This window comes from Burkholderia sp. MS455 (assembly GCF_016899445.1).
Lineage (GTDB): Bacteria > Pseudomonadota > Gammaproteobacteria > Burkholderiales > Burkholderiaceae > Burkholderia > Burkholderia pyrrocinia_C.
The window spans coordinates 200,435-212,778 of sequence record NZ_CP041779.1 but is presented as its reverse complement, the minus strand read 5'-3'; the positions used below and the strand labels follow the sequence as shown (position 1 = coordinate 212,778).

At 67.2% G+C, this 12,344-nt stretch carries 10 protein-coding genes; 6 read left to right on the top strand and 4 right to left on the bottom strand.

The annotated features are described in order from the left end of the window. Positions 1 to 75 precede the first annotated feature (75 nt). Positions 76 to 957 carry a BadF/BadG/BcrA/BcrD ATPase family protein gene (locus FPJ27_RS20040; RefSeq protein ID WP_072443087.1) on the bottom strand — a complete coding sequence of 294 codons (882 nt, stop codon included), beginning with the start codon at positions 955 to 957 and terminating at the stop codon, positions 76 to 78. Positions 958 to 1,099: 142 nt separating this feature from the next. Between FPJ27_RS20040 and FPJ27_RS20035 the strand changes: the two genes are divergently transcribed. After that, entirely contained in the window at positions 1,100 to 1,702 is a 603-nt protein-coding gene (locus FPJ27_RS20035; RefSeq protein ID WP_204425383.1) for a DNA-3-methyladenine glycosylase I, read from the top strand. A gap of 205 nt (positions 1,703 to 1,907) precedes the next feature. Here FPJ27_RS20035 and rpsU read toward each other — a convergent pair whose 3' ends face one another. Next, complete coding sequence (gene rpsU, locus FPJ27_RS20030) at positions 1,908 to 2,120, bottom strand: 30S ribosomal protein S21 (RefSeq protein ID WP_006401410.1); 213 nt, start codon at positions 2,118 to 2,120, stop codon at positions 1,908 to 1,910. Between the two features lie 518 nt (positions 2,121 to 2,638). On the opposite strand from rpsU, the gene FPJ27_RS20025 reads away from it, so the two are divergent. The 5 genes from FPJ27_RS20025 (at position 2,639) to FPJ27_RS20005 (ending at position 9,532) form a co-directional block, all read left to right on the top strand. Beyond that, positions 2,639 to 3,796, top strand: coding sequence for a flagellin (locus FPJ27_RS20025; RefSeq protein WP_105392340.1), 1,158 nt, complete (start codon positions 2,639 to 2,641; stop codon positions 3,794 to 3,796). Between the two features lie 132 nt (positions 3,797 to 3,928). After that, on the top strand, positions 3,929 to 5,425 hold the full coding sequence (gene fliD / locus FPJ27_RS20020) for a flagellar filament capping protein FliD (protein WP_204425381.1): 1,497 nt from the start codon (positions 3,929 to 3,931) through the stop codon (positions 5,423 to 5,425). A 25-nt stretch (positions 5,426 to 5,450) separates the two neighbouring features. After that, on the top strand, positions 5,451 to 5,750 hold the full coding sequence (locus FPJ27_RS20015) for a flagellar protein FliT (RefSeq protein ID WP_034183887.1): 300 nt from the start codon (positions 5,451 to 5,453) through the stop codon (positions 5,748 to 5,750). A gap of 252 nt (positions 5,751 to 6,002) precedes the next feature. Beyond that, positions 6,003 to 8,357, top strand: coding sequence for a tetratricopeptide repeat protein (locus FPJ27_RS20010; RefSeq protein WP_204425371.1), 2,355 nt, complete (start codon positions 6,003 to 6,005; stop codon positions 8,355 to 8,357). A gap of 32 nt (positions 8,358 to 8,389) precedes the next feature. After that, a complete protein-coding gene (locus FPJ27_RS20005; RefSeq protein ID WP_204425369.1) occupies positions 8,390 to 9,532 on the top strand; it encodes a DegT/DnrJ/EryC1/StrS family aminotransferase in 1,143 nt (380 codons plus the stop codon). Between the two features lie 10 nt (positions 9,533 to 9,542). Here the strand turns inward: FPJ27_RS20005 and FPJ27_RS20000 are convergent, their stop codons facing one another. Next, positions 9,543 to 10,205: an acetyltransferase gene (locus FPJ27_RS20000; RefSeq protein ID WP_204425367.1), complete on the bottom strand. Its 663-nt coding sequence runs from the start codon at positions 10,203 to 10,205 to the stop codon at positions 9,543 to 9,545. Between the two features lie 88 nt (positions 10,206 to 10,293). Then, complete coding sequence (locus tag FPJ27_RS19995; RefSeq protein ID WP_204425365.1) at positions 10,294 to 12,243, bottom strand: tetratricopeptide repeat-containing glycosyltransferase family protein; 1,950 nt, start codon at positions 12,241 to 12,243, stop codon at positions 10,294 to 10,296. Between the last annotated feature and the right edge of the window lie 101 nt (positions 12,244 to 12,344).

Genomic DNA, 12,344 nt, shown 5'->3' with positions numbered 1-12,344 from the left:
CGCCCGGCTGCACGCCGGACGGTTCCAGGTCAGGCGCCGCCTTCGGCGCCGCTGCGGCGCGCCGTCAACCCGCCTTCAACCGCCTTCCGCAGCCCGCAGCGCCTGCAGCGCAAGCTGCAGCGCGCCATGCGCCGAATCGTCGAGCGGCGCGCGCAGCCGCGCGGCGTGGCGCGCCGGCACGGCCGGCGCGAGCGCGTCCGCGAGCCCGCCGCACAGCGCGACCGGCAGCGCCTGCTGCGGATCGAGCGCATCGATCATCTTGCCGATCTCTTCGCCGGCCTGCGCGATCAGCGCGCCCGCGACCGGGTGCGAGCGGTGCGCGAACACGATCGGCGCGAGCCGCGCATAGATCGTCTGGTTCGCATCGCACGACCACTGGACGAGCGCGTCGCGATCCTGCGCGCCCGTTTCCGCGAGCAGCGCGTCGGCGAACGCGTCGCGCGGCACGCGGCCGTCGAGCGCCTGTTGCGCATATGCGAGCGCACGCACGCCGAGCCACGCGCCGCTCGCCTCGTCGCCGGACGGAAAGCCGAAGCCGCCCGCGATCCGGCACGCGCCGCCCGCATCGAGCGCCGCCGCGATACTGCCGGTGCCCAGCGCGACGATGAGCCCCGGCGCGCCGCCGTGCGCGCCGACGACGGTCGTATACGCGTCGCTCTCGATTGCGAGCGCGCCGAGCGGCGCCTGCGCGCGGAACGCGGCGAGCCACGCCGCATTGTTGACGCCCGCGAGCCCGCAGCCGAGCGCGCACTGCGACCACTCGAACGCGAAACCGGCGCGCGTGAACGCATCCGCGCAGGCCGCGCCGATCGACGCCCACGCGCGCTCGATGCCGAGACCGAGCCCCGACGGGCCGCCGCGCCCCTGCGCGAGCTCGCGCCCGTGCCGGTCGGCCAGCACCGCGCGCGTGCCCGTGCCGCCGCCGTCGATGCCGATCGCAAAAAGTAATGCCGCCATGCTTCCATCCCGCTGATTCGAACAGGCGCCAAGCTTAACCGGATCGGCGCCGCACGCCCATCTGCCGTTCGGCCGGCTATCCCGCGAAAAGGGCTTCCGCTATGCTGGCGCGATCGAACCGACACTGAAAACGAGGCAGACGATGTCGCAGCGGTGCAACTGGGTGAAGACGGAAGCGGATGCTCACTATCACGATACCGAGTGGGGCGTGCCGTCGCACGACGATCGCCACCTGTTCGAAATGCTGATCCTGGAAGGCGCGCAGGCCGGGCTGTCGTGGTCGACGATCCTGAACAAGCGCGCGGGCTATCGCGAAGCGTTCGCCGATTTCGACGTCGACGCCGTCGCGCGCTTCACACCGAAGCACATCGAGAAACTGCTGGAGAACCCCGGCATCGTGCGCAACCGCGCGAAGGTGGAATCGGCGGTAACCAACGCGCGCGCCGTGCAGCGCATCCGTGACGAGCACGGGTCGCTCGCCGCGTTCCTGTGGTCGTTCGTCGGCAACACGCCGGTCCAGAACGCATGGGAGTCGTATCGCGACGCGCCTGCGTCGACCGAACAGTCCGACGCGCTCAGCAAGGCGCTGAAAGCATACGGCTGCAAGTTCGTCGGCTCGACGATCTGCTATGCGTTGATGCAGGCGACCGGCATGGTCAACGATCACGAGGCCGGCTGCCCGTGCCACGCTCAATGCGCGGCGCTCGGCGGCAAGCAGCCGGCACGCCGGCGCAAGGCGGGCTGACCAGCGCCAACCATCCACCTGAGCCTGCATCGGCTCCACCCCGTCCAGTCACCCCGCCAACGCGTGACCGCGCCGGCATGACCGACCGCCGTCCCTGCCATCCCTGCCACCACGGTACGAACTTTCCCGGCTTCCAAAAGCAAAACGGCGGAGCGGCCTCTTTCGAGGCACACTCCGCCGTTTCGCGGCGAACCGTAAGACGCTCTTAGTGGAGCTTCTTCGGCAGCATCTGGCTGCGCAGGCGCTTGTGCAGGCGCTTGACGGCTGCTGCCTTCTTGCGCTTGCGGACTGCGGTCGGCTTTTCGTAAGACTGGCGTTCGCGCAGTTCAGCGATCAGGCCATTTTTTTCGATAGCGCGACGAAAGCGGCGAATCGCCACTTCGAACGGCTCGTTTTCTTTCAGAAGAATCGTCGTCATGTCGTTCCTAAATTGCTTAAACGGTCAAAAACGTAGCGGCCAAGCGCCACGCACCGGCCATCCGAGCGTCCCCACAACAGGCGAAACGAGCGGAAATACGGCCTCGGAGGCCGGAAAAGAGAGGCGGAAAGCACCGCGAGTACGCTTCACAACCGCGTGCAGCGCCGCGTTTGACTGCCAGCAGACATGCCGAAACCGGCAAAGGCGTGACAGAAATCTCAATTCAGCCCGCCATCATATCAGGGAATCACAGACAAAACCATCCTTTTGTCGATTTCGTGCGCACAGCCTTGCAACTCCGTCGACAGTCCGGCCTCTGCCCCCGTTAACCGGGCATCTGGCCCGCCCCGTCCGAAATGACAAAGAACGATAAAAAATCGGGACGAATCTCAACACACCCCTCAAGTTTTGTTTTGGTACGCCGAAATCCTGCTCTGAGGCGGCCAGCAATGAACGAGTGCTTCCGCCGACGCCAAAACGGCTTTCCAGGGCTTTCGGCTTAAACAGGAGATTTTTCCATGCTCGGAATCAATAGCAACATCAACTCGCTGGTTGCTCAGCAGAACCTCAACGGCTCGCAAGGCGCACTGTCGCAAGCCATCACGCGTCTGTCGTCGGGCAAGCGCATCAACAGCGCAGCCGACGATGCAGCCGGCCTCGCGATTTCGACGCGGATGCAAACGCAGATCAACGGCCTGAACCAGGGCGTGTCGAACGCGAACGACGGCGTGTCGATGATCCAAACGGCATCGAGCGCACTGTCGTCGCTGACGAACAGCCTGCAACGTATCCGCCAGCTGGCCGTCCAGGCGTCGACGGGCACGATGTCCACGACCGACCAGGCAGCACTGCAACAGGAAGTCTCGCAGCAGGTTCAGGAAGTGAACCGTATCGCGTCGCAAACGACGTACAACGGCACGAACATCCTGAACGGCAACGCAGGCATCGTGTCGTTCCAGGTCGGCGCGAACGTCGGCCAGACGATTTCGCTGGACCTGAGCCAGAGCATGTCGGCCGCGCAGATCGGCGGCGGCGTCGTGCAGAGCGGCCAGACGGTCGGCACGGTCACGGGCCTGAGCCTCGACTCCACCGGCAAGTACACGTCGTCGGGCGCAGCGATCACGGCCGTCAACGTGACGTCGGATGGCAAGGGCGGCTTCACGTTCACCGACCAGAACGGCACGGCGATCACGGGTGCAACGGCATCGGCAATCTTCACGACGTCGACCGCAGCCGCATCCAACGGCGCGACTGTCACGCAGATCGCGATCAGCACGAGCGCAACCAGCTCCAGCATGTCGTCGGCATCGCTCACCGCAATCACGAACGCCGTCGCGCAGATCAACGCCGTCAACAAGCCGGCAACGGTGTCGGGCCTCGACATCAGCACGGTCAGCGGTGCGAACGTCGCGATGGTGTCGATCGACAACGCGCTGCAAACGGTGAACAACGTGCAGGCGGCACTCGGCGCGGCACAAAACCGTTTCACGGCGATCGCAACGGCGCAGCAGGCAGAGTCGACCGACCTGTCGTCGGCACAGTCGCAGATCACCGACGCGAACTTCGCGCAGGAAACCGCGAACATGTCGAAGAACCAGGTGCTGCAGCAAGCAGGCATCTCGGTGCTCGCACAGGCGAACTCGCTGCCGCAGCAGGTCCTGAAGCTCCTGCAGTAATCGCGTAGCAACCGACGGCCGGGCCCCGCGTAACGCGCGGCCCGGCCGCAAACGCTTGGCGCGCGGGGCTTCGCCCCGCGGCCAGGTCTTCACCCAGCATTTCACGGATCATCCGCCGCACGGAGCAACACGATGTCGACGATCAATTCCGCCACCAACGCGGCCAACAGCCAGCTGCAGCAAGCCGCGCAATCGATCATCAGCGGTTCGACCGGCAACTCGTCGATGGACGTCAACTCGCTCGTGACGGCGCTCGTCAATGCGAAGATCGCCGGTCAAAGCGCCGCGCTCACCGCAAAGCAGGCCAGCGACAACACCCAGATTTCCGCGTACGGCGCCCTTTCGGCGGCGCTGAGCGCGCTGCAGGCCAGCCTCACGACGCTGTCGAACGGCTCGCTGCAGAACACCTTCACCGCGACCGCAAGCGGCACCGGCCTCACCGCGACCGCCGGCGCCGGCTCCGTCGCCGGCAGCTATTCGGTCGGCGTCACGCAGATCGCGACGTCGCAGTCGTTGTCGTCGGCCGCATTCGGTTCGTCGACGGCGCTCGGCACCGGCACGATGACGCTGTCGCTCGGCAGCCAGTCGTTCACGGTCAACGTAAGCAGCACGAACAACACGCTGTCCGGCATCGCCGCCGCGATCAACACTGCAACCGGCAACCCGGGCATCGTCGCATCGGTCGTCAACGGCAGCGACGGCGCGCACCTCGTGCTCAGCTCGACACCGACCGGCGCGGCAAACACGATCAGCGTCGCGCTCAGCAACGTGTCCGGCGACAACGGCCTGTCCAGCCTCGGCGTCACGTCGACGGCCAGCACGACGGGCGGCCAGTCGACGTTCACGTCCGCGAACGGCAGCGCCGCGTGGAAGCAGAGCACGGCCGCGCAGGACGCCGCGTTCACGATCAACGGCATCGCCGGCACGAGCGCGAGCAACACCGTGACGAGCGCGATCACCGGCGTCACGCTGAACCTGACCACGGCCGCCGTCAACGCGAGCCAGACCCAGACGCTGACGGTCGCCACCGACACGAAAACCCAGGCCGCCGCGGTCAACAACTTCGTGACGCTCTACAACACGCTCGTCACGACGATGAGCTCGCTGTCGAGCTTCACGTCCGGCGCGTCGTCGCAAGGCCCGCTGCTCGGCGATTCGACGCTGAACACGATCAAGAACTCGCTCGCGTCGATCGTCGCGAGCGGCGTGAACAACAACGGCTCGACGATCAACCTCGCGTCGATCGGCGTCACGCTGCAGGCCGACGGCACGCTGAAGACCGACAGCGCGGCGCTCAACACCGCGCTGCAGACCAACCCGTCGGGTGTTGCGTCGCTGTTCAACTCGACGAACGGAATCGGCGAGCAGCTGACGACGAACATCACGAATTACACGAAGACGAATGGGCTGATCGCCGCGCGCACGACGGCGCTCAGCAACGATCTGAAGAGTGTCACGACGCAGCAGACGAGCCTGTCGAACTACGCGACGCAGTTGACCAACCAGTACCAGGCGCAGTTCACCGCGCTCAACAAGCTGATGGCGACGATGAACAGCAACTCGCAGTACCTGACGCAGCTGTTCGGCGGCGCGAACAGCGCTGGCGCGATGTCGAACAACAAGGGCTGATCGCCGGCCGGACAGGAGAGCCACGATGGAACAGACCGAACTGATCGCGCAGCTCGACGCGCTCACCGATGCGATCGAACATGCGGCGTCGATGGCCGACTGGATCGAGGCGACACGCCTCGTCGACGCGCGCGAGCCGCTCGTCGCGTTGCTCGCGGCCGACCAGCCGCCGGCCGGCATCGCCGCGATCCGCCGCATGCAGGCCAGCAACGAGCGCATCTTCGCCGACGCGCAACGCGCGCAGCAGGAATTGACCGACGAATACCAGGCGGCGATGGGCCGCGTGCAGGCCGTCGGCCAGTACCAGAACGTCGCGAGCCGCTGACGCACCGCAAACGCCGCGCCAACCCGCGCTCGCCAACCCGACAACAAGAACTACGCGCTGATGTGAGGGCGTGCTCGTTCGCCTCCGCCCGCCTCGTGCGGGCGTTTTTTTGGCACGCCGACGGCCGCGTCGCCGTGCCGCGGCAGCCCGTTCAATCGGCCAAACTGACCGGGCTTTTACCGTCACCTCGCGGCATCGGCGCGGCGGCACGCTACCGATAATGGTATCGACCGACTTTCCGCAGATTTCATCATGCCCCCGTCCGATCCGTCCGCCACCGCCACGCTCACGCCCGAGCAGCAACTCGCGCAGGACATTGCGCTCGTCATGGACAACGCGCTCGAACGCCAGCGCAGCGGTGCCTTCGACGACGCGCAGGCGCTATACGAGGCCATCCTCGACGCGGTGCCCGCGCACGCGGACGCACACTACAACCTCGCGGTGCTGCTGGTCGATACGGGCCGCCCGGCCGACGCGGTGCCGCATTTCGAAGCCGCAATCGGCGCGAATCCGGCCAACGGCTACTACTGGGTCAGCTACATTCACGCGCTGTATCGCAGCGGGCAAACGCCCGCCGCGTGGATCGCGATCGAGATCGCACAACAGCGCGGCGTGCGCGGCCCCGCGCTCGACGGGTTGATCGCGCAGATGGCGATGCCCGACACGGCACTCGCGACCGCGGCCGCGACCGCCGCCGTCGACCCAAGCGGCATCGACGCGGCGATCGTCGAGGAAACCGCCGCCGCCGCGATCAGACAGGACGACACCGGCAAGCCGGTCCGCCGCGCGAATCAGAACCTCCTGCAGAAACACGCGGCGCTGTTCGCAAAGGGCAAATACGCGGAAGCCACCACGCTTGCGCAACGGCTTGCCACCGAGTATCCGGACGACGGCGCATGCTGGCGCGCGCTGACCGCGTCGCTGCACAAGGACGGTCGCTATGCAGAGATGATTGATGCCGGACTGCGCGCGATCAAATTGCTGCCAGATGAAGTGCTCGTGCGCATCCTGCTTGCCGACACGTTGCGAGTGATGAGCCGCCTCGCGGAGGCCGACGAACAGTGCCGGCGCCTGCTCGAGCTCCGGCCGGACCACCCGGAAGGGTTGCGGATCCACGGCCTCGTGCTATTCGCGCTGCGCCGTCCGAACGATGCGATCGCCGCCTGCCGGCGCGCGGTCGAGCTCGCGCCCGCCCTCGCCGCCCCGAACGGCACGCTCGGATTCGTGCTGCTCGAACAAGGGTCAACGCAGGAGGCGCTCGGCTGGCTCCGGCGCGCGATCGAAATCGACCCGACCGACAGCGTGACCCACAGCAGCATGCTGTTCTGCATCGCACACAGCAGCGACTTCGATCCGCAAACGCTCGTTGCCGAACACCGTAAGTTCGGCCAGCGCTACGACAACCACAAGCGCAAGCGCACGGCCACGTTCTCGAACCCGCGCGACCCGGCCCGCCAGTTGCAGATCGGCTTCGTGTCGGGCGACCTGTTCAGCCACGCAGTCGCCTCCTATGCAGTGCCCGTGATCGAACATCTCGCGACCGATCCCGGCATCGCGATGCACTTCTATCACAATCACGTCGAGGAAGACGGGACGTCCGAACGCTTCAAGGTCCACGCGACAAGTTGGCGCAACGTCGCCGGAATGAGTGACCAGGCCTTCCTCGAGCGTCTGCGCAACGACCGGCTCGACATCGTAATCGACCTGTCGGGCCATACCGGCCGCAACCGGCTCGTCGCGCTGGCGCAGCGCGCGGCACCGGTGCAGGCATCATGGATCGGCTATCCAGCTACCACGGGCCTCCCCGCGATGGACTACTACCTGACGGACCGCTTCGTCGCGCCGCACGGCGCATTCGACGACCAGTTCGTCGAGCAGATCGTGCGGCTGCCCGCGATCGCGCCATACATGCCGCCGCCGAACTGCCCGCCGGTCAACGTGCTGCCGGCGCTGCACAACGGCTATACGACCTACGGCAGCTTCAACCGCCTGAACAAGCTGAGCCCGCACGTGATCGAAGTCTGGGCGCGCGTGCTGCATGCGGACCCGACCGCACGCATGGTGCTCGGCGCAATCGGCAACGACGGCGACCAGCGCACGCTGACCGAATGGTTTGCCGCCGCGGGCATCGATGTCGGCCGCCTGACGTTCCACCGCCGTTCGAATATTCCGGTCTACATGCAGCAGCACCACGGCGTCGATCTCTGCCTCGACGCGTTCCCGTACACCGGCTCGACGACGACGCTGAACGCGCTGTGGATGGGTGTACCGACCGTGACGCTCCCCGGCGCGACGATGGCCGGGCGCGGCAGCGCGGGCTGGCTGCAACACGTCGGACTCGACGAATACATCGCGACGGGCGAGGACGATTTCGTCGCGACTGCGCTGGCGCTCGGCCACGACACCGCCGCGCTGCAAGCGCTGCGCATGGGCCTGCGTGCACGTTGCACGGAATCCGCCGCGTTCCGGCCGGCCATCGTCGCGGCCGGGCTGTCGTCGGCGCTGCGCACGATGTGGACGCGCTGGTGCGCGGGCGAACCCGTCACCGCATTCGACACGCCGCTGTTCGACGACACGGCGACCGCACAGGCCGCGGCCGAGGCCTGAACGCCACGCGCTATCGAGAAAGAGAGACCGCCATGACCGCCAGCCTTCCCGCATCGTCTGTCGCGCAACTGCCGCACGAACGCATCTACGTCACGCAACCGCACCTGCCGCCGCTCGAAGATTTCCTGCCGTACCTCGAGAAGATCTGGGAAACCCGCACGCTAACCAACGGCGGCCCGTTTCACCAGCAGTTCGAGCGCGCGCTGTGCGAGTATCTCGGCGTGCCGTACCTGTCGCTGTTCGCGAATGGCACGCTCGCCCTCCTCACCGCGCTGCAGGCGCTGCGCATCAACGGCGAGGTGATCACGACGCCGTACTCGTTCGTCGCCACCGCGCATTCGCTGCTGTGGAACGGCATCAAGCCGGTATTCGTCGACGTTACGCCCGGCACGCTCAATCTGGACCCCGCACGCATCGAAGCGGCAATCACGCCGCAGACCACCGCGATCATGCCCGTGCACTGCTACGGCAACCCGTGCGACGTCGACGCGATCCAGAAGATCGCCGACAACTACAACCTGCGCGTGATCTACGACGCGGCGCATGCGTTCGGCGTGCAGACCGGGGCCGGCAGCGTGCTCACCCACGGCGATCTGTCGGTGCTGAGCTTCCACGCGACGAAGGTCTTCAACACGTTCGAAGGCGGCGCGATCATCTGCCCCGACGCGAAGACGAAGCAACGCATCGATCACCTGAAGAACTTCGGTTTCGTCGACGAAGTCACGGTCGTCGCACCCGGCATCAACGGCAAGATGAGCGAGATCAACGCCGCGTTCGGGATGCTCCAACTGCAGCACATCGACGGCGCGCTCGCACGCCGCCGCGAGATCGACGCGCTGTACCGCGCGCTGCTGGGCGACGTGCGCGGCATCCGCTGCGTGCCGCTCGGCGGCCAGACCGTCGCGAACCACGCGTACTTCGCGATCCTCGTCGACGAAGACTATCCGCTCGACCGCGATGCGCTGTACCGGAAGCTGCGCGACTACGACGTGTACGCGCGCCGCTACTTCCATCCGCTGATTTCGGAATTCCCGATGTACCGCGGGCTGCCGTCCGCGAACCGCGACAACCTGCCCGTCGCGTCGGAAGCCGCACGCAAGGTGCTGTGCCTGCCGATCTACCCGGCGCTCACCGACGCGATGGTCCGCCGTATCGTCGATCTGATCGCTTACTGACGCACGACGCTTACAGGTAGCGCTCGCCGGCCGCGCGGCCGCGGATCCGGCGAGCCGGATTGCCGTACACGACCGTGTACGGCTCGACGTCGCGCAGCACGACCGCGCCCGCACCGACTACGCTGTGCTCGCCGACCGCGATCCGGTGCCGCAGCATCGCGCCGAGGCCGATCGCGGCGCCCTGGCCGATCCGGCAGTTGCCACCCGTGACGACGCCTGGCGCGAGGCTCGAGAAATTCTCCATCACGCCGTCGTGATCGAGCGACGCATTCGTGTTGACGATGCATCCGTCGCCGATCGTGCTGCACGGATTGATCACCACGCCGGCCATCACGACCGTGCCCACGCCGATCGTCGACGCCTTGCCGATACGCGCAGCCGGATGCACCGCCGACACGCACGGCAGGCCGGGCACGAGGGCCGCGAGATCGGCCGTCACTTTCTCGCGCGCGTGGTTGTCGCCGATGGCAACCAGCAGCCCGGCGATCCCGTGCGCGTCGAGCAGATGCGGCAGGTCGCGCTCGGCGCCCAGCACCGGGTAGCCGAGTGTCTCCTCGCCGCGCGGCCGGAACGAATCGATCAGCCCGGCGATCCGGTACCGGCCGGCCTGTTCGACGATATCGATCACGACCTTTGCGTGACCGGACGAGCCGACGATGACGATGTTTTCCACGAGGGCCTCAAATGATCTGAAAAGCAGGTGCGGCTTGGCTGCATTCCACGCAGTATGCCGCGTAGTCGCGTCGATTCGGTACGCGCCATCACGTCAGGACGGTTGGTGTCGTTTCGTCCGCCGTCGCGCAACGGGCTGCAAAATACGCCGCAAACGCCCCGCGCACGCGCTCGGCCACCTGAATCCAGTTCTCGTCGCGCCCACGCCGGAACAGCCGCACCGTGCCGGGATACCACGGCGAATCGTCGCGGTCGTGCATCCAGCGCCAGTCGACGTCCTGATTCGGTAGCAGCACCCAGCAAGGCTTGCCGAGCGACGCGGCTAGATGCGCGATGGACGTATCGACGCACACCACGAGATCGAGCTGCGCGACGATCGCAGCGGTATCCGCGAAATCGTCGATCTCCGAGCCGAGATGCAGCAACAGCAAGCCGCCCGGCGGATCGCGCGCCTCGTCCTCGCCCTGCCCCTTCTGCAGGCTCACGAAATTCACGCCTGAAACGCTCCACAGCGGCGTCAGCAAAGCCAGCGACGGCAGCGAGCGGTGCGCATCGTTGTGATGCTTCGGGTTGCCCTTCCACACGAGCCCGACGCGCGGGCCGGCCGGCAGCGCATCGAGGCGCGCGCGCCAGCGCGCGACGCGGGCGGGATCAGGTACGAGCCGCACCGGCGGCGGAATCGTGTCGAGCGTCGTGCCGACGTGCAGCGGCGCGCTCAGCAGGCTCGTCCAGTAGTCGAATTCCTGCGCACGCGCGGCGGCCGCATCGTGATCGAGCACTTCGTCGACGCCGTCGACCGTCTCCATCAGCCGATGCAGCGCGGGCTGGCACGCGAAGACCACGCGCACCGCATGCCGCGCTTGAAATTCCGCGAAATAACGGCTGAACTGCAGCATGTCGCCGAGGCCATCCTCCTGCCAGACGAGCAGCGTCTTGCCGGCAAGCGGCTCGCCTTGCCACTGCGCGCACCGCAGCACCTCGCGCGTCCGGCGACACACGAACGCCGACTGCTCGTAGCGCGATTCGTAGCGGCGCCAGCCTTCCTCGAACCGGCCAAGGCCGAGCAGCAGCGTCGCCAGCCCGAAACGCGCATCGCCGTAATCGGCACGCAGTTCGAGCGCGCGGCGGTATGCGCGTTCGGCATCGTCGTGGCGCCCGGCATGCGCGAACGTCGTGCCCAGGTTGTAGTGCGCTTCGGCCATCTGCGGCGCGAGCGCGAGCGCGTCGCTGAACGCGGCCGTCGCTTCGTCATGGCGGCCCTGCGCGCGCAGGACGCAGCCGAGATTGTTGTGCGGCTGCGGCAGGCCGGGGCGGCAGCGGATCGCATCGCGATACGCCGCTTCCGCTTCGGGCAGGCGATCGAGATTCTGCAGCGCGATGCCGAGGTTGTAATGCGCTTCCGGATGGTCCGGGCAGAGCGCGATTGTCTGCCGGCTGGCCGCTTCCGCTTCGGGCAGCCGCTGCATGTCGACGAGGATCGCGCCGAGATTCGCGTGCGCTAGCGCGTGGTCGGCGCGAACCGCAATCGCGAGCCGGTACGCGAGTTCCGCCTCGGCCGGCCGGCCGAGAACGCGGAGCACGTTGCCGAGATCGGTCAGCACGTCGGCGGACTGCGGCTCGATCAGCAGCGCCTGCCCGAATGCCTGTTCGGCTTCATCGAGCCGGCCAAGCGCTTCGAGCACCTTGCCGAACCGGTGATGGTGAGATGCACGCAACGGCGTGACAGACGCGAGTTGCCGGCGGAGGATCGCCTCCGCTTCGGGCAGGCGGCCCTGCGACACGAGCAGCGCGCCAAGGCCGTCGTATGGCGGATCGAACCCTGGCGTCGCGTCGATCGCGCGCCGCCACCAGGTTTCCGCGTCGGCCAGCCGGTTCAGGCCGAGCGCGCAGACGGCTGCGACGTGCAGCGCCGCAACGGCCGGTGCCGGCCTGTCGAGCAGCGGCGCGACGAGCGACAGCGCGTCGGCGAACCGTCCGGTCTGGCACAGGGTCGCGGCTTGTTGAACGGGCGCGGGAACGTCGGAAGCAGGCGTCGTCATGGAAGGCTGGGCAAAGCGGCGGGCGTTCGGCGCGTCCGGCCGGCACGGCTGCGGCCCGGCATGCGCGGGGCGCGCTGCGCCCGGACGGCCGTTTCGGCACG

Excerpts from the sequence above, each read along its gene's own strand:
- FPJ27_RS20040 (WP_072443087.1), bottom strand. The coding sequence starts at position 957 with ATGGCGGCATTACTTTTTGCGATCGGCATCGACGGCGGCGGCACGGGC.
- FPJ27_RS20035 (WP_204425383.1), top strand. The coding sequence starts at position 1,100 with ATGTCGCAGCGGTGCAACTGGGTGAAGACGGAAGCGGATGCTCACTAT.
- rpsU (WP_006401410.1), bottom strand. The coding sequence starts at position 2,120 with ATGACGACGATTCTTCTGAAAGAAAACGAGCCGTTCGAAGTGGCGATT.
- FPJ27_RS20025 (WP_105392340.1), top strand. The coding sequence starts at position 2,639 with ATGCTCGGAATCAATAGCAACATCAACTCGCTGGTTGCTCAGCAGAAC.
- fliD (WP_204425381.1), top strand. The coding sequence starts at position 3,929 with ATGTCGACGATCAATTCCGCCACCAACGCGGCCAACAGCCAGCTGCAG.
- FPJ27_RS20015 (WP_034183887.1), top strand. The coding sequence starts at position 5,451 with ATGGAACAGACCGAACTGATCGCGCAGCTCGACGCGCTCACCGATGCG.
- FPJ27_RS20010 (WP_204425371.1), top strand. The coding sequence starts at position 6,003 with ATGCCCCCGTCCGATCCGTCCGCCACCGCCACGCTCACGCCCGAGCAG.
- FPJ27_RS20005 (WP_204425369.1), top strand. The coding sequence starts at position 8,390 with ATGACCGCCAGCCTTCCCGCATCGTCTGTCGCGCAACTGCCGCACGAA.
- FPJ27_RS19995 (WP_204425365.1), bottom strand. The coding sequence starts at position 12,243 with ATGACGACGCCTGCTTCCGACGTTCCCGCGCCCGTTCAACAAGCCGCG.